This is a genomic window from Mesorhizobium sp. M0296 (assembly GCF_040321675.1).
GTDB lineage: Bacteria > Pseudomonadota > Alphaproteobacteria > Rhizobiales > Rhizobiaceae > Mesorhizobium.
In genome coordinates, this window is the sequence record NZ_JAMYRZ010000011.1 from 1 (window position 1) to 25349 (window position 25349).

The following is a 25349-nucleotide window of genomic DNA, read 5'->3' on the forward strand; positions in this document are numbered from 1 at the left end:
CCTGACGCCTCCTCGCCGCCCTCAAGGCCGCTTCGCGCCGCCTACGGCGGTGGCCTGCGGCCAGCCCTGACCGCGGCTCAGCACGGCGCTGACATGCCCGGATAGGCCGCAACGGAGGAACACCGAACACAAGCTCTTGCAACGGAAGGAAGATGGCGTGATCGATCGATCCGTGACGCGCGAAACTCCGAGGGATCCATTGGCCAACGAAACCGCTGGCATGATTGGAACGGGCGTCGCGAACCCCACCTTGGCCAGCGGCCGCAAGGACCGTGCTCAAAGGCCGGACATATGGACGCAAGCGATCGAAAACGACGCAAAACAACCGTTGCAGGCAGGGCGCCGTCCACATATGGATCCCAGGGTCTCCGCGACGTCGCTTCGCTCCTGCTCCGCCCTGGGATGACGAAGGCGCAGTGATATTCGGCTAATCTCGAAGATATTCGACTTGCCGCTGAAGAGAACCATCGACGCTTGCGTCCGATTGGCCTTCAGCCTGTCGGGCGGGACATCATTATAAAAAACCCGGCTTCGCGCCGGGTTTTTCCAAACGCTAGCGAGACAGCCGCGCTCAGCTCACCTTGACCTTGGCGGCGGCAGCCTGGTCTTCGGCCAACTTCTGCTGGAACATCTGCGCGAAATCGATCGGGTCTAGCATCAGCGGCGGGAAGCCGCCATTGCGTGTTGCCTCGGCGATGATCTGCCGGGCGAACGGGAACAGCAGCCGCGGGCATTCGATGAACAGGATCGGCAGCATGTGCTCCTGCGGGAAGCCGCTGATGGAGAAGACGCCGCCATAGACCAGCTCGACGTTGAACAGCACTTCCTGGTCGAACGACGCTTTGGCGTTCAGCGTCAAATTGACGTCGAACTGCTTGTCCGAAAGCGGATTGGCGTTGACGTTGACGTTGATGGCGATGCCCGGAGCCTTGTCGCGGCCGCGCAACGAGTTCGGTGCGCCGGGGCTTTCGAAGGACAGGTCCTTCACATATTGCGCAAGCACGTTGAGCGAAGGCTGCGCCGCATTTCCATTACCGTTGGCTGCGCCGGTCGGCGCGTCGTCGTTGCTGGCCATAAGCTGTGGTCCTTTTGCCTGGGCAGCGTTGCTGACCGGATTGAAATTCGGGCGTTCGCTATCATGACCGGCCCGACAAGACAAGTTTGCAAAAGACGCCGGTTGCCTTGCAGCTACTCGTCCTTGAGGCGGCGCCAGGGAGAACCCGGTCCGCGCGTATGGTCGTCGGCCCGCGAATAGTCGCCGTCGTCGAGATCGATGGTCTTGCCGCGTTGCCTTGCCCGCAAACCACTGCTGAAATCGGTTGCCAGCACGATGCGGCCTTTCAGCATCCGCCAGGCAAGATCGCGCACCGGCGGCAGGAACAGCAGAAGGCCGAAAATATCCGAGATGAAGCCGGGGATGATCAAAAGGATCGCGGCCAGCACGATCATGGCGCCATGCGCAAGCTGGCCGCTCGGATCACGCCCGGCATCCATTTCGGCACGTACCCTGGCCATCACGCCAAAACCCTGGTGCCGCAGCAGCAGGGCGCCGGCGACACTCGAGGCCAGCACCAAGCCGACTGTCGCCAGCGCGCCGACCTGGCGGCCGACAATAACGAAACCGGCTATCTCCAGCAGCGGAAGCGCGAGAATGAACAGGGGAAGCAGCGAAATACGCAAATCTTGACCGATCGTTTTCGATGTTTTGCCGGCCGGCGAGCAATCGCCGCTGGCACCAGAGCTGTTAGATAGGTATGGCTGCCTTTGATTTGAATGATTGCGCCATGCGTTCTATATGCTTTGGATACTGAACGCTATGTGATCGCGGCCCTTGCTTGGCCGCTGGTCCGGCCAAAGCAGGGATTGATTGGCGCAAGATATGGGCTTCTTCGACTTCGGCACGATTTTCTTTCTGATTGCGGCGGTGGTGATCTTCTTCCAGCTGCGCAACGTGCTTGGCCGACGCACGGGCAACGAGCGCCCACCCTTCGATCCATATACGGCAGCGCGCAAAAACGACAAGGATGCCGCCCAGAAACCCGAGAACGTGGTCTCGCTGCCGCGCAAGCGCCTGGCGGGAGAGCCGGCGGCCGATGCCTATGTGGCGATCGATGCCTTTGCCAAGCCGGATACCGATCTCAACCGGGGCCTGCGGGCGATCAAGGACAATGATCCGACCTTCGATCCGAAGACCTTCGTCGACGGCGCCAAGATGGCCTACGAGATGATCGTCATGGCCTACGCCGATGGCGACCGCAAAACGCTGAAGAACCTTTTGTCGCGCGAGGTCTATGACGGCTTCGTCGCGGCCATCGGCGACCGTGAGGCGAAAGCCGAAAAGATCCAGTCCTCCTTCGTCGGCATCGACAAGGCCGACATCGTTTCGGCCGAGATGAAGGGCAGCGAGGCGCACATCACGCTGCGCATCGTCAGCGAACTAATTTCGGCGACCCGCGACAAGGCCGGCGCCGTCATCGACGGCGATCCCGAAACCGTCGCCGAGGTCAAGGATGTCTGGACCTTCGCTCGTGACGCGCGCTCGCGCGATCCGAACTGGAAGCTCGTCGCCACCGAAGAAGAAGACTGAACTGGACGGCGGCGGAGGCTGTCGTGTCGCTTTCTCGAGCCTTCAGCGAAAAATCCTTTGGCGAATTGCCGGGCTGGGGCGAGGACGACCATTTCCCTGCCTTTGAGGCCTTTCGCCGCTCGGCCTTTCATATCCTGACCAAACCCTACCGCTCCGGCGCGCTCGGCGTCGATTACAATGGCTTTGCCGACGCCTATGCCGAAGCGCGCACCGTTTCGCCGGCGAATCGGTTGCAGGCCCGAAGCTTTTTCGAGCGCCACTTCGTGCCGGCCCGTATCGATGCCGAAGATGGTGGTCCGGGCCTGGTCACCGGCTTTTACGAGCCGGAGGTCGAAGCCTCGCCGGTACGCACGCAACGGTTTTCGGTGCCGTTGCTGTCGCGCCCGGCCGATCTTGTCGACGTCGACGACGGCAATCGTCCTTCCGGCATGGATCCTTATCTCGCCTTCGCACGTGCGGCGCCGAACGGCCCGGTCGAATATTTCGACCGCGGCGAGATCGAATGCGGCGCGCTTGCCGGAAAAAGGCTGGAAATCGCCTGGCTCGCCGATAAGGTCGACGCCTTCTTCATCCACGTGCAGGGTGCGGCGCGGCTCAAGATGACCGACGGCAGGCTTCGCCGCATCACCTATGCCGCCAAATCCGGCCAGCGCTTTACCGGACCGGGCAAGATCTTGAGCGAGGAAGGCGAGATCCCGCTGCAGAAAGTGACGATGCAGTCGATCCGTGCCTGGTTCAAGGCGCATCCGGAACGCGTCGACGAGATCCTTTGGCGCAACCGCTCCTACATTTTCTTCCGCGAGATGGGCGTCGACGACCCAGAGCTCGGCCCGATCGCTGCCGCCAAGGTGGCGCTGACACCCGGCCGCTCGATCGCCGTCGACCGGCTGCTGCACACGTTCGGCACGCCCTTCCATATCGATGCACCGTCGCTGACCGTCTTCGACGGAAAACCGTTCCGGCGGCTGATGATCGCGCAGGACACCGGCTCGGCGATCACCGGGCCGGCTCGCGGTGATCTGTTTGCCGGGTCGGGCGATGCGGCCGGCGAGATCGCCGGCGTTATCCGCAACGCCGCAGATTTTTATGCGCTGATCCCCCGGTCGCTGGTTTCAGGAGCAGGCCGATGACCCGGCGCATCGACAGGCTGAGCGAGGACGACCGGGTGCTGTGGAACCTGGTGGCGCGCACGGCAAAGCCGCTCAAGGGCAAAACCGCCGTCGAAATTCCGCACGTTGGGCCGGAGATCGACGAGACCAGGCAGCCGCCGCCGGCACAGGTCGCGGGCAATGCTGCCACGGCCGCAAAGCAGAAGGCGCAGCATGTCTCCCACGCACTCGACGAACCGACGCTGGACAAGCTGTCGAAGGGCCGGCTGCCGATCGAAGGCCGCGTCGACCTGCATGGCCTGACCCAGGACGAAGCCTATTCGCTGCTGTTTTCCTTTCTGCACCGGGCGCATGCCGGCGGCATCCGCTATGTCCTGGTGATCACCGGCAAGGGTTCCTCGTCGGGCGGCGATGGCGTCTTGCGGCGCGCCGTGCCGTCATGGCTGTCGACACCCGCCTTCCGGCCCCTCGTCTCCAGCCACGACCATGCCGCCCGCAAACATGGCGGCTCGGGTGCGCTCTATATCCGCTTGCGGCGGGCGCGCTCATGAGGACATGCCCATGAGGGACGCACCTATGAGGATGCACCCATGAAGGTGCGCTTGTGACCCCATTCGGCGAAAAGCTTCGCGTGCTGCGAAACGAGCGCGGCGTCAGCCAGAAGGACATGGCCAAGGCGATCGGCGTCAGCGCAGCCTATCTCTCGGCGCTGGAACATGGCCGCCGCGGTGCGCCGAGCTGGACGCTGATCCAGAAGATCATCGGCTATTTCAACATCATTTGGGATGACGCCGAGGAACTGGCGCGGCTGGCTGAAACCTCGCATCCGCGCGTCAAGCTCGACACGTCGGGCCTTAGCCCGGCGGCGACCGAGCTTGCCAATCTCCTGGCCGACAACATTGAAAAGCTCGACGACGCCGAGCTTCGCCGCATCATTGCGTCGATCCGCGCCGCGCTGGCACGGCCGAAATGAGTTGCTTGGTTACTGGACCGAGCCGACCAGCACCTGCTGGCCGCCGCGGATCGAGACCCAGCGGCCGGTATTGTCGATCGCCTGCCGCTTGAGGAAACGATAGCCGGTCTGGTCCCAGGAACGGACCTGGTCGGTCAGATTGTCAAGGATGTAGTCGCCCTTGTCGGTGCGCACCGTCAGCACGGCGTGGCCTTCGCCATCCGGCTTGCGCACGACGGTCATCAGCAGATCGGCAAACGAGACGCCAAGCCGGTTCAGCTCACGGCGCTTTTCCAGGACATAGTCCTCGCAGTCGCCGACACCCTTGTCGGGATAGGCCCAGACCTCGTCCTTGCCGTAGATGTCGAAGTCGCTCTCCGGCTTGACGGCGGCGTTGACCTTTGCCGTGACGCTGAGCAGCTTGCGCCACAGCGAGCCGGTCAGGCTGGCGGGCGACAGATCCTTCGGGCGGATCGAGCATTCGGACGCGTAGCTCTTGCAGAAATCATAATGGCCGATCGGCTGCGAGGTCGGGCCACCTGTTATCATCGGGCTGGCTGCCGAGGCCGAACCGGCCCAACCTGCCGCCACAGTAAGTCCGGCCAGCGCGCACAGGCGCAGCGTTCTCGCCATTGGTGAGGAAATCATTGTCCCCGCTTGTCCCTTGTTGTTAACGAAACGTTAAGGGGTATTTACAGCCCGTGTCAATTATGAGGATGGATTGATTTTTGCGGCATGGTTACCCGCGTGGCGCCAACGCGACTATTGTGCAACAGGTCGACGGCCGCACGGCCCCGCCGACCGATGATTTTGGCATTGACCGACCTGATGCGGATTGACGGGCATCATCACTGGTCGCCTATTTCTTGCCGGTCCTGACCAGCTTGGGCTTCACCGCAACCCGATTCTGACGGCCGTAGCTGGTAATGAAATCGACGATGCGCGGCACGATTTCGGAGCGGAAGCGCGAGCCGTTGAACACCCCATAATGGCCGACCGCCGGCTGCATGTAATGGGCGTGCCTGTCGGCCGGGATGTTGATGCACAGGTCGTGCGCCGCCTTGGTCTGGCCAAGGCCGGAGATGTCGTCGTTCTCGCCCTCGACCGTGAACAGGGCGACATTGCGGATCGCCGAAGGGTCGACCGCCACGCCGCGATGCGTCATTTTGCCCTTGGGCAAGGCCTGGCGGACAAACACGGTGTCGACGGTCTGCAGGTAGAATTCCGCCGTCAGATCCATCACCGCCAGATATTCGTCGTAGAACTCGCGGTGCTTCTCGGCATTGTCGCCGTCATGCTTCACCAGATGCATGAAGAAGTCCTTGTGGGCGATGATGTGGCGGTCGAGGTTCATGCTCATGAACCCCGAAAGCTGCAGGAAGCCAGGATAGACCTCGCGGCCGAAGCCCGGCACCGGCCAGGGCGCGCGCATGATGACGTTGTCGCGGAACCAGTCGATGCCCTTTTCCTGCGCCAGCAGATTGACAGCCGTCGGATTGCGGCGCGTGTCGATCGGCCCGCCCATCAGCGTCATCGTCGAGGGCACGAACGGATCACCCTTGGCTTCCATCAGTGCCGCCGCCGCCAGCACCGGCACCGAAGGCTGGCACACCGCCATCACATGGGTGTCGGGGCCTAGCGCATGCAGCATGTCGACGATGTAGTCGATATAGTCGTCAAGATCGAAGCTGCCGTCGGCCAGCGGCACCATGCGGGCGTCGACCCAGTCGGTGATATGCACGTCGGCATAGGGCAGCATCGCCTCTACCGTGCCGCGCAGCAGCGTCGCGTAGTGGCCCGACATCGGCGCGACGATCAACAGCTTCGGATCCGGCCGGCGCCCGGCCGGAACCGCCCGCTCGAAACGGACCAGGTTGCAGAACGGCCGCGACCAGACGGTGCGTTCGCTGACCTCGACGGTTTTCCAGTCGACCACGGTTTTGGTCAGGCCGAATTGCGGCTTGCCGTAGCGGCGCGTCGTGCGCTCGAACAGTTCGGCCGTTGCCGCAACCGAGCGGCCCCAGGACGTGTGTGAAACCGGATTGAGCGGATTGGAGTAGAACAGGCGCATCGCATCGGCATAGAGGCGGGCCGGCTGCAAAGCTGCGTGGTTCAGTTCGTAGAGCTGGTAGAACATCGAGAACCCCGCTGCCGACTGCGATCGAAGGGCCGACGAGCAGCGCCGAGCCTTGAATGCCTTGCGGGGAAGTTAGCAACAATCTGCTGCGATGCAATACGTCAACTTGCGTGATTTATGCTCGTTCTTTCGTCCAAGGCGTTGAGAATCCGCCTGGAACGGCAACAGCCGGCTCAATGTGCACCTGCGAAGGCCTGGCAAGCAGCACGGCTATTGGGGACGAGCGTCGGAGGCGGTGTCCGGCCGTGGCGGCCGTTAGACCCGTGCCATGCAGACAGCGGTGTGACCCGAGCTGATGAAGCCAAGCTGGCTGGCGGCGCCCTTCGACAGATCGAGCATCCGGCCCCTGATAAACGGGCCGCGGTCGTTTATACGCACGACGACGCTGCGGCCATTGTTGCGGTTGGTCACCTTCAGCTTGGTGCCGAACGGCAGGCTGCGATGCGCTGCGGTCAGCGCCGACGGGTTCATGCGTTCGCCGGAAGCGGTTCTGGAATGGAGTGAGTACCAGGAGGCACGGCCGCACTGAGCGGCGGCGCTGGCACTGGATGCGCCGACCATCAGGCCAGCCGCGATAGTGGCCGCGACAAGCGCGGTCCGGTTGCTTTTGTTCATGTGTTGGGGACTGGCTCCGTTGACAGACCCGCAGCGGTTAGGGGCGAATGAGGCAGCAAATGCGGCAATGATCTGTCGGTTCCATGACAATGTTACACGTTTGGAGTCGGTGCGAAACAATTTGTCAGAGATTTCCCGCAGAGCGGCACAGCTTCCTTGATGATCTTTGCTCCGATCGCCGCATGTGTTGCGCAAGATCAGAGGTTAGCATCTAAGTAGAAGATGACGTGATCGGGCCGCTTCTTTTCGCTCTTCCACCGGTACGAGGGCACGGCTGGCGATCGACTTTGAAAAGGAGTTTGCAACGATGAGATTGATCAAAAATCTGCTGGCCTTGATTGTGCTCGCCATCGGCGTGCTGTGGTCATTGCAAGGCATCGGTTGGGTCCAGGGCAGCTTCATGACCGGCCAGTCGCAATGGCTCTATGCCGGCATCGTGACGGTGCTGGTCGGCCTGGGCGGCCTGGCCTGGGCGAACCGCTCGCGTGGTTGAGCAGGCGTCCATGCTCAAGCTCCCTTCAGAGCAGCACACAGCGGACCGTGGCAGCCCGGTCACCGCGACCAGTATTGCCAGCCCCAGTAGAAACTTTCGTCGCGCGGTGGCAGGCGGTTGCGCTCGGCATCCAGCTGGACCGGCGTCGGCGTTTTGCGTTCGCCGTCAGGCGGCTGTTTGTCTCCGGCCTTGATCAGGCGGAGCCAATGGCCGAAATGCGCAAACAGTACAGCGGTGGAATGGGGCATCGTCACGTCTCCGGTCCGGTTACTCCCGCCCCGCCCACGGGACGAGCACCCGCTCGATCCTGCGGATGATGAATTCGAGCACGAAGGCAATGGCCGCGATCACCAGTATGCCCATCACCACCACGTCGGTGACGAGGAACTGGGCAGCGGACTGGATCATGAATCCGAGCCCGCGCGTCGCTGCCACCAGTTCGGCGGCAACCAGCGTCGACCAGCCGGCGCCGAGCGCGATGCGCAGACCGGTCAGGATCGAGGGCAGCGCGCTGGGCAGGATGACGTGCCTGATCACCTGGCGCTGCGTGGCGCCAAGCGAGCGCGCTGCATTGATGCGCTCCTGCGAGACGCCGCGAACACCCGATGCCGTCGACAGCGCAACCGGCGCCAGCATGGCAAGGGCAATCACCAGGATCTTGGACGGCTCGCCAATGCCGAACCAGATAATGATCAGCGGCAGATAGGCGAGCGGCGGGATCGGCCGCAGGAATTCGAGCAGCGGATCGAAGATGCCGCGCCCGATCGTGCTGATGCCGATAGCCAGGCCGATGGGAACGCCGATGACAAGGGCGATGATCAACGCCGCAAACACCCGCCACACGCTGGCGGCGATATGCTGGAGCAGCGTCGCGTCGACAAAGCCGTCACGGGCGACGACGGCAAATTTGTTCCAGACTGCCACGGGCGACGGCAGGAAAACCGGCGACACCAATTGCAGGCGGGCCGATACCGTCCACGCCGCCAGCATCATCAGAATGGTGATCGCGCTAACCACGCGGGCCGAAACGCGGCTGCGTCTCGGCCGCGGCCGCGACCATGGCACCGACAGCGCGTCGCCTCCGTCGTCGACCTTGGAGCGCTGCGGCCGCTCGGTATAGGAGGTAATGGTCATGCTGCCTCCCCTTCGAAGATCGCGTCGGTCAGCTCGCCGCGCGCCGCGGCGAAGGCGGGATCGGCCTTGATGCTGCGAATGGCCTCGCCGGCTGCATAGCGCCGGCTGAAGCCGGTCTCGAAGCTCCACACCACCCGGCCAGGGCCGGGAGCGAGCACAATGATACGGGTTGCCAGCACCAGGGCTTCCTCGATGCCGTGCGTGACCATCAGCACGCCGACCTGGCTTGCCGTCCACAGATCGAGCAGCGTTGTCTGCATGCGTTCGCGTGTCAGCGCATCGAGCGCGCCCAGCGGCTCGTCGAGCAGCAGGAATTGCGGCTCGGCCGCCAGCGCCCGGGCCAGGCCGACCCGCTGGCGCATGCCGCCGGAAAGCTCCCAAATGCGCTTGTCGCCGGCGCCGTCGAGCTTCACCAGCGCCAGAAGCTTGTCGGCGCGCCGCGCCCGTTCAGCCGCCCTGACACCGCGCAGCCTGAGCGCAAAGGCGACATTTTCCCGCGCGGTCAGCCACGGAAACAGCGCGTCGTTCTGGAACACGACGGCGCGCTCAGAGCTTGGCGCCGTGATCGGCCTGCCGCCAATCGTGGCGCGTCCGCGCACAGGCTGGACCAGGCCCGCAGCGACATTGAGCAACGACGTCTTGCCGCAGCCGGAGCGGCCGACCAGGACGACGAAGTCATCCTTGGCGATCTCAATCGACACATTTTCGACCGCCGGCGCCGGCTGACCGTCATAGTGGACCGAGACCTTGTCGAGCACGAGATGCGTCATGGGAACCTCGCCGATATTCCGAATCTGTCTGCCCCGAAGCCGCTCCTCGCAAGCGGTTCGGGGCAGGGAGCACGCGGCGTCAGGGAAGGAGAACCGCGCGCGTTGGCGTCAGTTCGAGGCAAGCGCTTCGCTGACATATTTCGACGACACGTATTCCGAATAATCCGGCAGCACGGCGTCGATCTTGCCCTGCTCCTTGAGGAAGGCCGATGTCGCCTCGACCGCCTTGACCGTGCCGCCACCGAGGAACTTGTCCGAGGCTTGCTCCTCGAGCGTCGGGAAGACATAGCCCCTCAATAGTTGCGGCACGTCCTCCAGCTTGGCGCCGGTGATCGTGGCGATCTTCGCCGCTTGCGGCGACGTCACCGACCAGGCGTCCGGCTTGGCCAGGAACTCGGCATAGGCTGCGCCCGTTACTTTGACGAAGTCGCGCACCGCTTCCGGGTTCCTTTCGGCGAAGTCGGTGCGCACGATCCAGGCGTCGAAGGTCGGCGCGCCCCAGGCGGCGACCTGGGAGGAATCCAGCACGACCTTGCCCGTCGTCTTGATCTGGCCGAGTGCCGGATCCCATACATAGGCGGCGTCGATGTCGCCTCGCGCCCATGCCGCCGCGATCTCCGGTGGCCGCAGATTGAGAATATCGACCGACTTCGGGTCGACACCCTCATGCTTCAGCGCGGCAAGCAGGCTGTAATGCGTCGTCGAAACGAAGGGCACCGCCACCTTCTTGCCGGCAAGGTCGGCGGCCTTCTCGATGCCGGCGCCGTTGCGGGCGACAAGGGCCTCGGATTCGCCGATCAGCCCGACAACGAAGATTGTCTGGATTGGAAGCTCGCGGCTCGCCGCCGCCGCCAGCGGGCTCGAGCCGACATAACCGATGTCGACCGAACCGGAAGCGATCGCCGCGATCACGTCGGCGCCGGAATCGAATTTCCGCCAGTCGATTGTCGCCTTGGTCGCGCTCTCATAGGCGCCGTCGGCCTGCGGCACCTTCGAGGGTTCGACCACCGTCTGGTAGCCGATAGTGATCTTGAGGTCCCGCGCATCGGCCGGGCCGAGGAAGGCGGCGCCCGCCAGAGCCGCCGAGGACAAGAGAACGATACGTCGCGAAATGGTGGACATGAAAGGCTCCTGGAAACGAGAAAAACCCGGATTGCGTTTCATAGTCATCTAACTCTATCGTTCTTGTAGAGTTAAATCCTTCCAATCGGTGCGGTCTTGTTAGAAAAAGTCATCTGGCTATGGCAGTTCCCGCGCTTCTGGGTGATGGCCCGGGTGAGAACCATCGTCCTTGCCCGGGAACCTCTTCCACGTCGTCCATGCGCGCAACAACGATTTTCCCGTTTTCGCCCCTGCATCGGCAAATCCATGCTGTGGATGGCCAGGAAATTGGAATCAAGTTCCCTGTGTTCGCGGTTAAGTCTAGTATCCTTATCGACATTGAAGGATTGGAGAGGACGATGAGCGACGCCACCCTCCTTGTTGCCGCGCGCGGCATGCTTTGGCCTTCAAATTCAGGGGCAGAAGCTGCTGTCGGTATTCTCGCCGATCGGGACATTCCTGCCGCCGGCCCGTTTGCCGGTGCGCCATTCGCGGCGGCTTCTGTGCTTCCAAGAGCACAAGCCCCGGCCAAAATGGCCATTGCGGCGTGAAAACGAAGCAAAATCAACGTTTCTCGGCTTGTATATCATGTCACTAGAATTTATCTGTAGTGACAGCTTGGACGCGGCGGGGAGGCACGCCAGGCGTTTCGCAACCGGTGGCCTTGCGTCATCGCATGACAGAGAAACGTGCGGGTTATGCTCACGAAAAAAGGTAAATACGGCCTCAAGGCGCTCGTCCATCTGGCGCGCCTGCCGGTTGGAAAGCTCGCCTTCGTCAACGACATCGCCACAGGAAACAATATTCCGAAGAAGTTCCTCGATGCCATTCTTGGCGAATTGCGCAATGCCGGTTTCGTTCAGAGCCGCAAGGGCAAGGAGGGCGGCTACCGGCTGGCACGCCCGGCGGACGAGATCAAGGTCGGCCACGTCGTGCGCGTACTCGACGGGCCGCTTGCCCCCATTCCTTGCGCCAGCCGCACCCAGTATCAGCGCTGCGAAGACTGCAACGAGGCGACATGCCAAGTCCGACACCTGATGCTGGAGGTCCGGCAGGCCATCGCCGAGGTGCTGGATCAGCGCAGCCTCGCGGAAATGCGCGACATCGCCGGCGACGAGGATTTTTCGGCGGCGTTGAAAATCCAGGCCTGAACCAATCTCTCCTGAGCCGGCGACGATCGCCAGGACAGCTGGTGTGCGCATGACCGGGCGCGCTACGCCAAGTTCGATCATCATTGTCGGCGGCGGCGCCAGCGGCGTCGTGCTTGCCGCGCATCTGCTGAAGTCGCCCAATCCCGATCTACGTGTCAGCCTGATCGAAAAACGCCCGCATTTTGGGCAAGGCATGGCCTATTCAACGCTGCTGTCGGCGCATGTGCTGAATGTCAGCGCGTCGGGCATGAGCGCCTATGCCGACGATCCCGGCAATTTCTCGCGCTGGCTGCTTGAACGCGGCCTGGCAACGCCGGAACAGGCGCCGGTCTATGCGCCGCGCAGCGTCTACGCCCGCTATCTCAAGGAGTTGCTCGACGAGCTCGAGGCGCGTGAGCAGCAGACGGGCCGGCTGCGCTTGATCCGCGAAGAGAGCCTGTCGATCTCGCCGACCGCGTCAGGCGTCGAAGTGGCGCTGGCCAACGGCACCAGCGTGGTTGCGCATCTTGCCGTGCTCGCCACCGGCCACGACGAAGAGCCGGGGGCGGGGCAGGGGCATGCGATCAGGATGGGATCCGAGGCGGACACTGCGCTCGACCCCGAAGCCCGAGTCCTGGTGCTGGGCACCGGCTTGAGCATGGTCGATGCCTTCCTGTCGCTCGAGCAGCGCGGCCACCGCGGCGCGATCGTCGCGGTGTCGCGGCGCGGCCTGCTGCCTTCGCCGCATCGCAAGGGCAATCCGATCAAGCTCGACGTTGCCGACATTCCGCTCGGCACCCAGCTTTCCTATTTCGTCGGCTGGTTCCGCGACCTGATCCGGGAAAACCAGAAGGCCGGCATCGACTGGCGCGACGTCGTCGACGGTCTGAGACCCTTCAACCAGAAGATCTGGCAGAACTGGCCGTCCTCGGCCAAGCGCCGCTTCGTCGAGCACACCAAGGCCTGGTGGGACATCCACCGCCACCGCATGGCGCCTGAAGTCTACGCCCGCATTGCCGAGGCGGTGCAAGCGGACCGCATCCGCCTTGTCGCCGGGCGCGTCGTCGAGATCGCAGCCGGCGACGGCTTCAGCGTACAGGTCCAGTCGCGCCACACGCAGCACCTCGAAAGGTTCGACTTTGCTCGCATCTATGATTGCACAGGCATCGCCAGGGACATCTCGACCACCTCGAACAGCGTGGTGCGGTCGCTGGTCGAGCGTGGGCTGGCACGGCCGGATCCGCTGCGCCTCGGCCTCGACGTGACCGCGAACTGCGAGGTCATCGCCGGCGACGGCACGGTGTCGGCCAAGATCCTCGCCGTCGGGCCACTGACGCGCGGCACCTTCTTCGAAATCGACGCCATTCCCGATATTCGCCTGCAGTGTGCGCGGCTAAGCAAGCGCTTACTCGGATGAGGCCGCCTCTGTCTTGACGCAGTTCCGGACGCAGGACACCTGCCGCCGGGTGAAAAGATCTCGACCACATAGCCTCGTTCGGTGAAGGCGAACCAAGGGTGCGGGAGCTCGCTCCACCAGAAGCCGACCGTCCAGCCCGTGGTGGTCGAGACAGCCGGGTTGGCGATGACGCCACACGTTTCGGCTGTCTCGCATTGACCGGATCGGTGTCGCGGACGCTCATCTTCGTTCTCCTCCATGGATTTTGTAGACGGCCAGGCCGTGAGCCGCGACCCTGGCCAGATGACCGGGCAAATTCTGCTTCCGTCGTCACCGTGCCTTGCCTACCATGGCGCATGACCCAACGCGGAAGACTCTACGGCTGTCCGGTCGAGTTCGCGCTCGACGCGCTCGGCGGCAAATGGAAGACGGTGATCCTGGCGCGCATCAAGGAACAGCCGATGCGCTATTCCGACCTGCGCCCCTCGCTCTCGGACAAGATGCTGACGCAGCGCCTGGCCGAGCTTGTCGAGATCGGCTTCGTCACGCTCGAGACGTCGCCCGACGGCAAGGGGCGCTACGCCTTGACCGGTCGCGGCGGTGATCTCGCCGCTGCGCTCCAGGCACTCTATGACTGGGGCAGCGTGCATGGCCGCGCCGAGGGCGTGCGTTTTCGCACCGATGGCGCAGCCACCACCTAGATCAATTCCGGGAAAAGCGCGGAGCGGTTTTTCAATCTGCAATTGCCTGAAAACAAAGGCATAGAGCGGTTCGGCGTTCCCGTGAAACGGTGGGTCGCGCCGGCAAGCCGACTGCCCTCAACCCGCACCGGCAAGCGCGCTGCAGAAGCTTGCGACGTCGGTGACGACGGCTTCGCCGAGGAAGCGTAGCGTCGCCATCGAGCGGGCGCGCGCTTCGCGGTTCCCGAAGCCACAGGCGTCCTCGATTACCATAGCGACGAAGCCATTGTCGGTCGCCTGGCGAACGGTCGGCTCGATGCCGATCTCCATGGCGATGCCAGCGAGCGCTATCGTGCGCACGCCGCAATCGCGCAAGGCAAAGCCGAGCGCGGTGGAATCGAAGGCCGACATCGTGAGCTTGTCGAACACCGCCTCGTCATCGCGGGGTTCCAGCTCGGGCACGATCCGCGTCGCTTCGGCATCGCGCAGGAACCACGGCTCGACCGTGTCGGGGCTGTCGCGCCGCTGCCAGGCCATGGCGGTGCGCAGCTGCGTCGCGCCCATCCATTTGCGCGGCAGCGACAGATGGCGCGTGAACGCCACCCGCATTCCGGCCATGCGCGCCGCTTCCAGCACCGTGCCGGTACGCTCGACGATGGTCGCGGCGCCGGCCACCTGGCGGCAGATGCCGACCTGCATGTCGTAGACCACCAGCGCCGTGCCGCGCGGATCGCACCACTCAGCCAGGCTGGCCGGGATTTCGATCCCGTCGCTCGCCCGGATCATGCCGCAGTCCGGTCCCATGGCTTGGCGATATCGACCGTCGGATCGAACAGGAATTCCAGCGGCAATGGCGCGTCGAAGGCGATGAAGTGCCATTCCAGCAGCCCGGCCTTGGACAGCGGGAAGTCCTCGGTGTAGCGCCGCGCTTCCGCGACGCTGTCGAGCTCGAAGACGATGATGACGCCGCCAATATCGCCGCGCGCATAATTCTCGCGCACGATCCCCGCCTTCCAGAGCCGCCAGACATTCGAAACTTCGTCGCGCAGATAAGGCCGCAAATCGTCGAGCGTGACGCCGGGCTTGAAATTGTCATAGGCAAGAATCTTCATCGGCCATTCCTTGCATTGCTGTTCGCCCAACGCCGGGTAGCATGGCGGAATCGGCGGCGGCAACGAACGAGATGGTGCGTTTAGTCCCAGGCAGGTTCTGCAAATCTTTTGCCCTGCCTGCAGGCCGGCGAAGCTTTCGCGAAATTCCATTCCCCTGCTGGCGGCCGGATTGGCACGATCTATCTTCTTTCCAACTGCAAACGGCTGGAAAAGACGGTAGGTTGCCGTCTTCCAGGGCGGTTGCTCATTCTGGCAACGGAGCATCTGACATGAGCAAGCACAAGATCGTGGCACCGGACGATGCATCGTCCCGCCTGCGCCCGCCCTATGCCTCGGTTCTCGACCTGATCGGGCAGACACCGGTCGTCGAGCTGACCAAATTCGACATCGGCAAGTGCCGGCTGTTCATCAAGCTCGAAAGCCAGAATCCCGGCGGCTCGATCAAGGACCGCATAGCGCTGTCGATGATTACCGCCGCCGAAAAACAGGGCAGACTGAAGCGCGGCGGCACCATCGTGGAGGCGACTGCCGGCAATACCGGTCTTGGCCTCGCCCAGGTAGGCATCCCCAAGGGCTACCGCATCATCCTCGTCGTGCCCGACAAGATGTCGCGCGAAAAAATCCAGCATCTGCGGGCGCTCGGCGCGGAAGTGCGCATGACGCGTTCCGATGTCGGCAAGGGCCATGCCGAATATTATCAGGACGTGGCCGAAAAGATCGCCGCCGAGTTGCCCGGCGCCTTCTACGCCAACCAGTTTGCCAACCCGGCCAATCCGCTGGCCCACGAAACCACGACCGGGCCGGAAATCTTTCAACAGCTCGGAGGCGATGTCGATGCGGTGGTCGTCGGCGTCGGCTCCGGCGGCACGCTGACCGGGCTCGGCCGTTATTTTGCGAAAGTCTCGCCGAAGACCGAGATGATTTTGGCCGATCCGGTCGGCTCGGTGCTGGCGCCGTTGATCAAGACCGGCAAGATGATAGAGGCCGGGAGCTGGACCGTCGAAGGCATCGGCGAGGATTTCGTCCCGCCCAATGCCGATCTGTCGCTGGTCAGGAAGGCCTATTCCATCCCCGACAAGCAGAGCATGCTGGCGGTGCGCGACCTGCTTTCGAAGGAAGGCATCCTCGCCGGCTCGTCGTCCGGCACGCTGCTTTCGGCAGCGCTTCGCTATTGCCGCGAGCAGGCGGTGCCGAAGCGCGTCGTTACCTTCGTCTGCGACAGCGGCAACAAGTACCTGTCGAAAGTCTTCGACGATTTCTGGCTGGTCGAGCAGGGCCTGGCCGAGCAGGAGCAGCATGGCGATCTGCGCGACCTGGTCATGCGCACGCTCCGCACCGGCGATGTCGTGTCCGTCGGCCCGGACGAAAGCCTGCTCAACGCCTATGGCCGCATGCGCCGATCGGATGTCTCGCAGCTGCCGGTGCTGGACGAGGGCAAGCTCGTCGGCATCATCGACGAAAGCGATATCCTCGCCAAGGTCGAAGGCCCCTATGACAGCCGCTGGGACCGCTTCAAGGCCCCGGTCAGTACGGCTATGACCTCTACCCTGCACACGCTGCAAGCCAGCCAGACGCTGGACGCGTTGCTGCCGGTCTTCGATCGCAACGAGGTCGCCATCGTCTTCGACGGCGACGAATTCATCGGCCTGATAACACGCATCGACCTGATCAACCATCTGAGGCGCGCCCGATGACCGTCAAAGCCACCGTATCGGGCAAAAACCGCCTCGCCTTTTCGACGCGCACTATCCATGGCGGCCAGAGCCACGACCCGACGACGGGCGCGGTGATGGTACCGATCTATGCAACTTCGACCTACGGTCAGCAGAGCCCGGGCGTGCACAAGGGCTTTGAATATGCCCGCAGCCAGAACCCGACCCGCTTCGCCTTCGAGCGCGCGGTGGCCGACCTCGAAAGCGGCACCGCCGCCTTCGCCTTCGCTTCGGGGCTGGCGGCGATCGCAACCATTTTCGAATTGCTCGATTCAGGCGCGCATATCGTCGCGACCGACGACATCTATGGCGGCACGTTCCGGCTGCTGGAACGGGTGCGCAAGCGCTCGGCCAATTTGCAGGTCGACTTCGTCGACTTCACCGACCTTGCCGCGGTCGAGGCGACGATCCGCCCGGAAACCAAAATGCTCTGGGTCGAGACGCCGACCAACCCGCTGCTGCGTGTCGTCGACCTCGAAGGCGTCGCAGCACTTGCCAGGCGCAAAGGCGTGCTCTCAGTCGCCGACAACACTTTCTGCAGCCCCTATCTGCAGCGGCCGCTGGAGCTCGGCATCGACATCGTGGTCCATTCGACGACGAAATACCTCAACGGCCATTCCGACATGGTCGGCGGCGTCGCCGTGATCGGCGACAACAAGGATCTCGCCGACCGGCTGAAATTCCTGCAGAACGCCATCGGCGCCATTTCAGGGCCGTTCGACAGTTTCCTGGCGCTGCGCGGCTTGAAGACGCTGGCGCTCAGGATGGAGCGCCATTCGTCGAACGGCCAGAAGATCGCGCACTGGCTGGAAAGCCGTCCCGACATCCGCCGTGTCATCTATCCCGGCCTGCCCAGCCACCCGCAGCACGCCATCGCCAGGCGGCAGATGCACGCCTTCGGCGGCATGATCACGGTCGAGCTCGACCGCGACCTCGCCGGCACCAAACGCTTCCTCGAACATACGCAACTGTTCACGCTGGCCGAAAGCCTCGGCGGCGTCGAAAGCCTGATCGAGCACCCGGCGCTGATGACGCACGGTTCGATCCCGGCGAAAAAACGCGCCGAGATCGGGATATCCGATTCGCTGGTGCGCTTGTCGGCCGGGATCGAGGATGGCGACGACCTGATCGCGGATCTGGATCAGGCGCTGGCGAGTTGAAGGGGCTGTGTGGCGGGCAACCGCTTCCGTATCAGGGAAGTGTCTCGCCATGGGGATCCTCGATCGGTTGAGACGTACGTGCGCCGTGCCGATCGATATATAGCGACCGGCGACGGGTTTCTGATCGTCTACCTACGAAAAGCGCCAATCTTCCTTTTCGATCAGGTCTGCCAGCCCGATGCAAGTTATGCCCTCGAAACGGCAAACATCGGGAATCCTCATTCTACCGGGATGTTCTTCGGTGACTACGGCGCAGGAATTTCCTTGAGATGACGCAAAGGCAATTACGAAAGGATCTCCGCCTGAGCGCCCTTTGACTGTGTCGACTAATCGAGGATATGCGGCCATTATCCGTGCCAAATGCGCTTGGCAATCGTCATCTACCTCGACGAAAAGAACCTCTTGCCGTTCCTTGCACCATTTGAATAGATCGTCGTCTTTTTTTGCGATTTCGTGAAGCACCTCGATAGAAGCTTTCAATCGACCTTCTACTGCCAGCGCTTCCAGCCTGTCCCAGACGAAGCCAAAGTTTTTAGGTCGGTAGACCCGGCACCAACCATGCATTAGGGAACTGCTGTCGATGCTGTAGCTCGGCCACAGATCCATCAGCGAAACCCGGAAAGCAGCTCAAGCTTCGGCAGGTGTTTGGCTTTGATGCCGAGATACCCCGAGACTTCACTGAGCGTCAGATTCTCCTGGTGGTAATTCCCGATGATCATCTGGACCAAGGGTTTGCCGAAGTTGCTAAGCGTCTCTTGAGGCATATTCCTGGGGATGCCAGGGCCCTCGCTGGCTTCCTGTTTTTGTTTTTTCAGCCATGCCTGCCTTTCAGCCTGATATTGCCCCCGTTTCATCGTGTAAAATTCAGGCGTCGTGCGGTCGAACGTCAGCAGCCTGCGGAGGATTGCCTCGCGGCTTACCCCGAATGATCTGGCGATGTCGCTAATCTCATTGTCCGACCAATCCGTGCTGCGAAGCGGCCGGCCAGATATCCGAGGATCGTTCAGCACAGCATCGCGCGGCATTAATGAGGCTGCCGCTACATGATTACAGAAGATTTCTAATCGCTGGTCTTCAGCCGGCCGCGCCGCGTCAGTGTCTAGATCCGACACGCCGCTCACCTTCAGGAGCAGATGCGCGAGTTCGTGAACCAAACTGAACGTTCGGCGCGTAGGTGGATCCTTTCTGTTAACTGCAATGATTGGGAGTATATCGTCAGCTATGGCGAATCCTGAAGCCTCTTCAGTATCGAACCTCGTGGTTTGAAAAATCAGGACACCCTTCGCTTCTATGCGACTACGCCACGCGTTGAAGGATGCTCGTCCGTCGCTGTCGCGCCACGCATTTTGCAGGGCTGTAGTGATACCCAATGCGGATCTTATTGTTTCACCAACGTTGTCAGGCCGATCATTCAACGCGGCCTGCATATCAAATCGAATTAATTCTTGTCCGAGATCGTCGGCTAGTTCTCTCGCAAGCTCCCGTCGTTCAGTGGCCATCCTGATTTCTAGCTGCAGCCCTGGCGGATAACGACGGAATCCCACCCCTGGCAGGCGCCGCAAATCTCTCATTACCTGAAAAGTTTTCGGAGGCTCCGGCAGGTAGAATACGGCAAGAGGTCGCTTGAACAATTCTGCTATTTTGCGCAACTGCGGGAGCGTGGGCATCTCCTCGCCAGCTTCCCATGCGAGATAAGCGTCCTCTTCGTGCTTGAGGCGCGAAGCAGCTTCCGCTGGCGTAAATCCCGCGCTTTCTCTCGCCCACGTTATTAGAGCCGGCCGGATGTTGGCTTTGACGCGCTGTGCCATGTGTACCAGTCTCGACCTTAACCGCCGATCATAAAGCCGATAGATTGATAGTTCCTTTTTGCCAAGGGCGAAAGCCGGCACCACCGAACGTAGCGATGATGGTGCCTCTCGCTAGGCTTGCCCGCGCAGCGGCTTGCGCACGATCGGGCACGATGCCGAGCTGCCAATCTTTCTCTGGCTGGTCCCCGCATGTTAACGCATCATGAGCTACTCATGATCAAAGCGCTGCTGGTCAAGCCTCGTCGGACCTCTTCTTTGTGTGACTGGACCATGCCCGGGATCAAAAAGGCGTCGATAAGAACCCAAATAGCCAAGGTGATGAGAAGGAAAGCGCCGACGAAGATGGGCAAGGTTATCCATCCAAAAATGAAAAGCATCAGCTGAGCGATACCGCTCCCGGTGCGACCAAGGTAAAAACGGTGAACGCCGAGGCCCCCAAGCAAAAACCAAATCAGGTATGCAGCGCCCGTTGATTTTGCCTCATTAGTCACTCGTTGCTCGATAAGTATCTGCTGCTGCGTGGTAAGTGTCATGCCCCCACTCCCTAAGAAATCTCGCCCAAGCCTACGTACAATTGCGCAACCTATTAATTTGCGCAAGTTTCTGTCGCGCGCATTCTGGGCGCCGCTATGCAAGATGATATTGCCTTCCGCGTCCCCTCCGGGTAGTTCTGCGGAGGGCTTGGGAGGCCGGAAGGCGTGATAATGAAGTCGAATTCCTGGATCGTGAGAGCGCGAAATCTCCGGGACATCGCTTCGCGCTGACGCCGCGCTTGGATGCGATGGCGCGGCAGGAACTACACATCGCGCAGGAATTGTGGCTCCCTGCCGACCGATCGGGCATCCTTACCAATGACCACCCCCACACGCGACCCATCCAGACCCACCGACGGCCCCCTCACCTTTGCCGTGCTTGTCTTCCCCGGCTTTCCGATGATGGCGTTCAGTTCGGTCATCGAGCCGTTGCGGGCCGCCAACGTGCTTGCCAAGCGAGACTGCTACCGCTGGATCATTGTCGGCGCCGCCGAAGGTCCGGTCGAGGCTTCGAACGGCGTCGTCATCCAGCCGGGCTTTTTTGCCGGCGATGCGCCGAAGGTCGATCGCATCGTCGTCTGCTCGGGCGGCGATGCCGATCATCTCGTCGCGCACGATGCGGTGAGCTGGATCCGCAGGAGCCTGCGCGGCGGCGCCCATATCGGCGCGGTGGCGGATGCCGCCTTCTTCCTGGCGCGGGCCGGCTTGCTCGACGGCCATGCCTGCACCTTGCACTGGACCAGCCAGGCGGCGTTCACCGAAGCGTTTCCGGACATCGAACTGAGGCGCGATCTCTACGTCATCGACCGTAAGCGATTCACCTCGGCCGGCGGCGTCGGCAGCCTCGACATGATGCTGGAGATCATCACCAGCGATTATGGCGCCGAACTGGCCGCCGGCGTCGCCGAATGGTTCGTGCACAGCCCGCTGCGCTCCAGCGTCGACCGCAAGCTGATGCCGCTCAGGCTGCGGACCGGCGTGCAGAACGAACTGGTGCTGTCGGCCATCGCCATCATGGAGGATGCGGTGGAGGAGCGGCTCGGCATGGCGGAGTTGGCGAATAGGCTTGGCGTCTCCTCCGACAAGCTCGAACGCAATTTTCGCTCCGAGCTCAGCATCTCGCCCAACGGCTATTACCGCCGCCTCAGGCTGAAACGCGCCGCCGACCTCCTGGCGCATTCGACGCTGATGGTGCGCGACGTGGCGCTGGCCTGCGGCTTTGCCTCAATGTCGAGCTTTGCGCGGGCGTTTCGGGAGGAGCATGGCCATGCGCCGAAGGTGATGCGGAGGCATTAGGTATTTCGGATGTTGGCGGGACAGCGCCCCCCTCTGCCCTGCCGGACATCTCCCCCACGAGGGGGGAGATTGGCAGCTTCGATGCTCCGCTCCTCCTGCGACGGTGGAAATTCACGAAAGCGGCGATGACGAGCCGATCTCCCCCCTTGAGGGGGAGATGTCCGGCAGGGACAGAGGGGGGCGCCGTAGAACGCTACGGAACGACTTCAAGCGGTATTTCGCACAACATCTGCGGTATCTCGCACAGCCTCTACGCGGCGCATGGCCCATCCTCGCCGCTTCCAGGAGGCACCCATGAGCATTGTCGTTTTTGACCCCGACAGCACCGAGGACGTCGACTTCAAAGACCGCATGCGCCACCCGGCGGCGGCGGATCCGGCCGGCGGCATGTGGCTGTCGGACACCGAGCCGTCCTTCATCGACGCCGGCGCGCTGCGCAAGGGCCGGCTGGCCAGGCTGCGCGCCTGGATGCGCGAGGCCGGCTATGGCGGCGTCGTTTTGTTCGACCCCTACAACCAGCGCTACGCCACCGGCTCGCGCAACATGTTCGGCTATTTCCTGCGCAACTCGACGCGCTACTTCTTCATCCCCACCGAAGGGCCGATCGTGTTGTTCGAATATCCGCAGAGCTACCATGTCTCGATGGTGCTCGACACGATCGACGAGGCGCGTCCGTCCAAGCTGGTCTGGTCATCGGTGTCAGGCCGCGACGACGAGACCGCCGGCCCGTTCGCCGATGAGATCGCCGAATTGCTCAAGGCGCATGGCGGCGGCTCGATGAAGCTCGGCCTTGACCGCTGCAGCCATCTGCAGGCACTGGCGCTGGAAAAGCGCGGCTGCGACGTCCGCGATTGCCAGGGCGAGATTTTGGCGGTGCGCGCGGTCAAGACGCCCGAGGAAGTAAAATGCCTGCAGGTGTCGATGGCTGGTGCCGAGGCTGCGGTCTATGCGGTGCGCGAGGCGGTCAAGCCCGGCGTTTCCGAAAACGAGCTGTTCGCCATCATGTATGGTGAGGTGATCCGGCAAGGCGGCGAGTTCATCGAGACCCGGCTGCTGACCTCGGGCCAGCGCACCAATCCGTGGTTCAACGAGGCGAGCGGCCGCAAGATCAGGCCGGGCGAACTCTTGGCGCTCGATACCGATACGATCGGCTGCTACGGCTATTATTCGGACTTTTCGCGCACCTTCCGTTGCGGACCGGGCAAGCCGACGGATTATCAGAAGTCGCTCTACCGCATGGCGCACGACCAGGTTCAGCACAATATCGGGGTCGTCAAGCCGGGCATGGCGTTTCGCGAGATTGCCGAAAGGGCCTGGAAGATACCGGACCGCTTCGTCGACCAGCGTTATACCTCGGTCATGCACGGCGTCGGCATGCATGGCGAAACGCCGTTCATAGCGCACGCCATGGACTACGAGACCTATGGCCGCGACGGTGTCATCGTGCCCGGCATGGTGGTCAGCGTCGAAAGCTATATCGGCGAGAAGGGCGGCCGCGAGGGCGTCAAGCTGGAAGACGAGATCCTGATCACCGAGACCGGCACCGAGCTCCTGTCGCGCTTCCCCTATGAGGATGATTTCCTTGACAGGTATGTTTGAGTGCTGACAGGCAGTTTTGCATGAAAAGCCCGATCTCGATCAAGCGCGGCAAGGTGGCGGCGGTGTTCATCGATCTCCAGGAGGAGCATCGGCGGGACAAGCGCTATCTGGTCGAAGGCTATGGCGACATCCTCGCCAACGTCCAGCGGCTGCAGGAGGCGGCGCGGGCCAACAATGTGCCCCTTTACCACTGGGCCTATATCGTCGATCTCGCCACGGCGCGGCCGTTCCACCCGGTCGAGGCCAGCGGCAAGTCGGCGTTTTCCGACAAGGACGATCCGCTGACTGCGATCTGCGCGGAAGTGGGCCCGGCGACAGGCGAGATGATGCTGGTCAAGACCGATGCCAGCGCCTTCCGCGCGGGGCCTGCCGCCGAGCGGCTGAAGGCCGACGGCATCGAGTGGCTGGTCGTTGCCGGCGTCTGGACCGAGGCCTGCATCGATGCCACCGTCAAGGATGCGGTGGCGCTCGGGTTTCGAGTGCTGCTGGTCAAGGATGCCTGCGGCAGCGGCAGCACGGCGATGCACCAGACGGCCATCCTCAACCTTGCCAACCGGCTCTATGGCGGTGCCGTCACCACCACCGACGGCGCCTGCCGGCTGCTGGCAGGCGAGACGGTCGAAGCCTGGCAGGTCGAGGGCTCGGTGCCGCTGCGCTTCAGCTATGAAAATGCTGCCCGGCTCTACGCCGAGCTCTGAGCGGGATCGCGCAGCGATGATCACTGAGGCCGAGCGACCCGGAACGAGAGGGCGCGGAAAATACCAAACGCTGCTCGATCCGGAGCTGTGGGCCTATATCGATCGGGTCAACGAGTGGTATCCGCCCGAAATCGTCTACATGCCGATCGACAGGCAGCGGGCGGTCTATGATGCCATGTGCCGGATGTTTCGCGAGCCCTACCCACCCGGCGTCAAGGCCAGCGACAGCGCGGTTCCTGCCGGCGACCGTGCGATCCCGGTCCGGCGTTACCAGATGGCGGGCACGGCGCCGCAGGCGATGGTTGTCTATTATCACGGCGGCGGCTTCGTCCTTGGCGGGCTCGACAGCCATGACGACATCTGCGCCGAGATCTGCGCCGGCACCGGCTTTGCCGTGCTGTCCGCCGATTACCGGCTGGCGCCCGAGCATCTGCATCCGGCCGCCTTCGACGATGCGCTGGCCGTATTCGAATGGGCGGCGGCGACGGCCGGCCTGCCGATAGTGCTCTGCGGCGAAAGCGCCGGCGGCAATCTGGCCGCTGCGGTGGCACAGGCGACACACCGCCATCCTCGCCATGCGATCGGCCAGGTGCTGATCTATGCCGAGCTCGGCGGCCCGGAACCAGTTGGCAAAGAGAGCGCCGGCTCCTATGTCAAGCACGCCGAAGCGCCGCTGCTGACGTTGCGCGACATCGAGTTCTATCGCCAGATCCGGTCGGCGAAGGGACAGTCGCAAGACGACCCGACCTTTTCGCCGCTCAGCGACACCGACTTCTCCGGGCTGCCGCCGACGGTCATCGTCACCGCGCAATGCGACCCGCTGTCCTCGGAAGGCGAGGCCTATCGCGACCGCATCCTGGCCGCCGGCGGTCGCGCCTGGTGGCATGAGGAGCCGCGCCTCGTGCATGGCTTTCTACGCGGCCGCAAGACCGTGCCGCGCGCCGGCGAAGCCTTCGCCCGCATCGTTGCGGCCATCGCCGCGCTCGGCAAAGGCGACTGGCCTTACTGAGGTTGCGAAGGCCCCCCTTATCCGGCCGCTTCGCGTCCACCTTCTCCCCGCTGGGGAGAAGAGGCTGGCATCAACGCTGGCGACCTCCTCTCCCCCGGGGGAGAGGTCGGATTGCCCCGAATTGCCCTTCGTAATTCGGTTGGCAATCCGGGTGAGCGGGATCTTCCGTTTGCGGAACAGCGCACAAGAACTGCGGAAGTCCGAACACTCCCCTGGGGAAGCCCGCCCTATCATCCCCGAGGCAATGGCGTCCCGGCGATCGCATCCGTCCCCCGCGTTTGGCGATTGGCCGGGGCGCCCAACAACAGGGGAACGACG

29 protein-coding genes are annotated in these 25349 nt (G+C 62.9%); 15 read left to right on the forward strand and 14 right to left on the reverse strand.

Annotated features, from left to right (window positions below):
- Positions 1–571: 571 nt before the first annotated feature.
- Together secB and NKI97_RS12915 are read right to left on the reverse strand one after the other, a co-directional pair.
- Positions 572–1075 (reverse strand): protein-export chaperone SecB, encoded by a 504-nt coding sequence (gene secB / locus NKI97_RS12910; RefSeq protein ID WP_352453643.1) that lies wholly within the window; start codon positions 1073–1075, stop codon positions 572–574.
- Between the two features lie 113 nt (positions 1076–1188).
- Positions 1189–1680: an FxsA family protein gene (locus NKI97_RS12915; RefSeq protein WP_023675916.1), complete on the reverse strand. Its 492-nt coding sequence runs from the start codon at positions 1678–1680 to the stop codon at positions 1189–1191.
- A gap of 199 nt (positions 1681–1879) precedes the next feature.
- Here NKI97_RS12915 and NKI97_RS12920 point away from each other — a divergent pair, with 199 nt between their 5' ends.
- From NKI97_RS12920 to NKI97_RS12935, 4 genes are read left to right on the forward strand one after another with little or no spacing between them, the layout of a single operon-like run.
- Positions 1880–2587, forward strand: a complete 708-nt coding sequence (locus tag NKI97_RS12920) for a Tim44/TimA family putative adaptor protein (RefSeq protein WP_352453662.1) — start codon at positions 1880–1882, stop codon at positions 2585–2587.
- A gap of 23 nt (positions 2588–2610) precedes the next feature.
- Entirely contained in the window at positions 2611–3717 is a 1107-nt protein-coding gene (gene mltA / locus NKI97_RS12925; protein WP_352453644.1) for a murein transglycosylase A, read from the forward strand.
- The gene (locus NKI97_RS12930; protein WP_352453645.1) at positions 3714–4247 is read left to right on the forward strand and encodes a Smr/MutS family protein; all 534 of its coding nucleotides are present in this window, start codon (positions 3714–3716) and stop codon (positions 4245–4247) included. The genes mltA and NKI97_RS12930 overlap by 4 nt, the downstream gene beginning before the upstream one ends.
- Before the next feature lie 53 nt (positions 4248–4300).
- Complete coding sequence (locus NKI97_RS12935; protein WP_352453646.1) at positions 4301–4669, forward strand: helix-turn-helix domain-containing protein; 369 nt, start codon at positions 4301–4303, stop codon at positions 4667–4669.
- Positions 4670–4678: 9 nt separating this feature from the next.
- Here the strand turns inward: NKI97_RS12935 and NKI97_RS12940 are convergent, their stop codons facing one another.
- The 3 genes from NKI97_RS12940 to NKI97_RS12950 all read right to left on the reverse strand — a co-directional run bounded on the left by NKI97_RS12940 (position 4679) and on the right by NKI97_RS12950 (position 7400).
- Positions 4679–5296: a transglutaminase-like cysteine peptidase gene (locus NKI97_RS12940; protein WP_352453647.1), complete on the reverse strand. Its 618-nt coding sequence runs from the start codon at positions 5294–5296 to the stop codon at positions 4679–4681.
- 211 nt (positions 5297–5507) lie between these two features.
- Entirely contained in the window at positions 5508–6785 is a 1278-nt protein-coding gene (locus NKI97_RS12945) for a polyhydroxyalkanoate depolymerase (protein WP_352453648.1), read from the reverse strand.
- 255 nt (positions 6786–7040) lie between these two features.
- Positions 7041–7400, reverse strand: coding sequence for a septal ring lytic transglycosylase RlpA family protein (locus NKI97_RS12950; RefSeq protein ID WP_352453649.1), 360 nt, complete (start codon positions 7398–7400; stop codon positions 7041–7043).
- 307 nt (positions 7401–7707) lie between these two features.
- On the opposite strand from NKI97_RS12950, the gene NKI97_RS12955 reads away from it, so the two are divergent.
- Positions 7708–7893 (forward strand): hypothetical protein, encoded by a 186-nt coding sequence (locus NKI97_RS12955; RefSeq protein ID WP_352453650.1) that lies wholly within the window; start codon positions 7708–7710, stop codon positions 7891–7893.
- Between the two features lie 59 nt (positions 7894–7952).
- Here the strand turns inward: NKI97_RS12955 and NKI97_RS12960 are convergent, their stop codons facing one another.
- The 4 genes from NKI97_RS12960 to tauA all read right to left on the reverse strand — a co-directional run bounded on the left by NKI97_RS12960 (position 7953) and on the right by tauA (position 10919).
- Positions 7953–8141 (reverse strand): hypothetical protein, encoded by a 189-nt coding sequence (locus NKI97_RS12960; protein ID WP_352453651.1) that lies wholly within the window; start codon positions 8139–8141, stop codon positions 7953–7955.
- 19 nt (positions 8142–8160) lie between these two features.
- Positions 8161–9027 (reverse strand): ABC transporter permease subunit, encoded by an 867-nt coding sequence (locus NKI97_RS12965; RefSeq protein ID WP_352453652.1) that lies wholly within the window; start codon positions 9025–9027, stop codon positions 8161–8163.
- Positions 9024–9797 carry a taurine ABC transporter ATP-binding protein gene (locus NKI97_RS12970; protein WP_352453653.1) on the reverse strand — a complete coding sequence of 258 codons (774 nt, stop codon included), beginning with the start codon at positions 9795–9797 and terminating at the stop codon, positions 9024–9026. The genes NKI97_RS12965 and NKI97_RS12970 overlap by 4 nt, the downstream gene beginning before the upstream one ends.
- Positions 9798–9905: 108 nt before the next feature.
- On the reverse strand, positions 9906–10919 hold the full coding sequence (gene tauA, locus NKI97_RS12975; RefSeq protein ID WP_352747305.1) for a taurine ABC transporter substrate-binding protein: 1014 nt from the start codon (positions 10917–10919) through the stop codon (positions 9906–9908).
- A gap of 197 nt (positions 10920–11116) precedes the next feature.
- On the opposite strand from tauA, the gene NKI97_RS12980 reads away from it, so the two are divergent.
- The 4 genes from NKI97_RS12980 (at position 11117) to NKI97_RS12995 (ending at position 14125) form a co-directional block, all read left to right on the forward strand.
- Positions 11117–11449 (forward strand): hypothetical protein, encoded by a 333-nt coding sequence (locus NKI97_RS12980; protein ID WP_352453655.1) that lies wholly within the window; start codon positions 11117–11119, stop codon positions 11447–11449.
- A gap of 147 nt (positions 11450–11596) precedes the next feature.
- Positions 11597–12049: an RrF2 family transcriptional regulator gene (locus NKI97_RS12985; RefSeq protein ID WP_352453656.1), complete on the forward strand. Its 453-nt coding sequence runs from the start codon at positions 11597–11599 to the stop codon at positions 12047–12049.
- Positions 12050–12098: 49 nt separating this feature from the next.
- Complete coding sequence (locus tag NKI97_RS12990; RefSeq protein WP_352834534.1) at positions 12099–13445, forward strand: FAD/NAD(P)-binding protein; 1347 nt, start codon at positions 12099–12101, stop codon at positions 13443–13445.
- Positions 13446–13780: 335 nt separating this feature from the next.
- Positions 13781–14125: a winged helix-turn-helix transcriptional regulator gene (locus NKI97_RS12995; RefSeq protein ID WP_352834537.1), complete on the forward strand. Its 345-nt coding sequence runs from the start codon at positions 13781–13783 to the stop codon at positions 14123–14125.
- Between the two features lie 117 nt (positions 14126–14242).
- Here the strand turns inward: NKI97_RS12995 and NKI97_RS13000 are convergent, their stop codons facing one another.
- Positions 14243–14890 carry a cysteine hydrolase family protein gene (locus NKI97_RS13000; RefSeq protein ID WP_352834540.1) on the reverse strand — a complete coding sequence of 216 codons (648 nt, stop codon included), beginning with the start codon at positions 14888–14890 and terminating at the stop codon, positions 14243–14245.
- A complete protein-coding gene (locus NKI97_RS13005; RefSeq protein ID WP_023718782.1) occupies positions 14887–15216 on the reverse strand; it encodes a hypothetical protein in 330 nt (109 codons plus the stop codon). The genes NKI97_RS13000 and NKI97_RS13005 overlap by 4 nt, the downstream gene beginning before the upstream one ends.
- A 269-nt stretch (positions 15217–15485) precedes the next feature.
- Here NKI97_RS13005 and NKI97_RS13010 point away from each other — a divergent pair, with 269 nt between their 5' ends.
- Both NKI97_RS13010 and NKI97_RS13015 read left to right on the forward strand, forming a co-directional pair.
- On the forward strand, positions 15486–16910 hold the full coding sequence (locus tag NKI97_RS13010; RefSeq protein WP_352834543.1) for a pyridoxal-phosphate dependent enzyme: 1425 nt from the start codon (positions 15486–15488) through the stop codon (positions 16908–16910).
- Positions 16907–18088, forward strand: coding sequence for a cystathionine gamma-synthase (locus NKI97_RS13015; protein WP_352747314.1), 1182 nt, complete (start codon positions 16907–16909; stop codon positions 18086–18088). The genes NKI97_RS13010 and NKI97_RS13015 overlap by 4 nt, the downstream gene beginning before the upstream one ends.
- Positions 18089–18220: 132 nt before the next feature.
- Here NKI97_RS13015 and NKI97_RS13020 read toward each other — a convergent pair whose 3' ends face one another.
- From NKI97_RS13020 to NKI97_RS13030, 3 genes are all read right to left on the reverse strand, one after another.
- Entirely contained in the window at positions 18221–18694 is a 474-nt protein-coding gene (locus NKI97_RS13020) for a DUF4411 family protein (RefSeq protein ID WP_352834546.1), read from the reverse strand.
- Positions 18694–19896 carry an ImmA/IrrE family metallo-endopeptidase gene (locus NKI97_RS13025; RefSeq protein ID WP_352834547.1) on the reverse strand — a complete coding sequence of 401 codons (1203 nt, stop codon included), beginning with the start codon at positions 19894–19896 and terminating at the stop codon, positions 18694–18696. The genes NKI97_RS13020 and NKI97_RS13025 overlap by 1 nt, the downstream gene beginning before the upstream one ends.
- A 200-nt stretch (positions 19897–20096) precedes the next feature.
- On the reverse strand, positions 20097–20429 hold the full coding sequence (locus tag NKI97_RS13030) for a TM2 domain-containing protein (protein WP_352834550.1): 333 nt from the start codon (positions 20427–20429) through the stop codon (positions 20097–20099).
- 318 nt (positions 20430–20747) lie between these two features.
- Here NKI97_RS13030 and NKI97_RS13035 point away from each other — a divergent pair, with 318 nt between their 5' ends.
- The 4 genes from NKI97_RS13035 (at position 20748) to NKI97_RS13050 (ending at position 25031) form a co-directional block, all read left to right on the forward strand.
- Complete coding sequence (locus NKI97_RS13035) at positions 20748–21725, forward strand: GlxA family transcriptional regulator (RefSeq protein WP_352834553.1); 978 nt, start codon at positions 20748–20750, stop codon at positions 21723–21725.
- Between the two features lie 294 nt (positions 21726–22019).
- On the forward strand, positions 22020–23324 hold the full coding sequence (locus NKI97_RS13040; RefSeq protein WP_352834555.1) for a M24 family metallopeptidase: 1305 nt from the start codon (positions 22020–22022) through the stop codon (positions 23322–23324).
- 20 nt (positions 23325–23344) lie between these two features.
- The gene (locus NKI97_RS13045; RefSeq protein WP_023678943.1) at positions 23345–24022 is read left to right on the forward strand and encodes an isochorismatase family protein; all 678 of its coding nucleotides are present in this window, start codon (positions 23345–23347) and stop codon (positions 24020–24022) included.
- A gap of 16 nt (positions 24023–24038) precedes the next feature.
- Positions 24039–25031, forward strand: coding sequence for an alpha/beta hydrolase (locus NKI97_RS13050; protein ID WP_352834557.1), 993 nt, complete (start codon positions 24039–24041; stop codon positions 25029–25031).
- Positions 25032–25349: the final 318 nt, after the last annotated feature.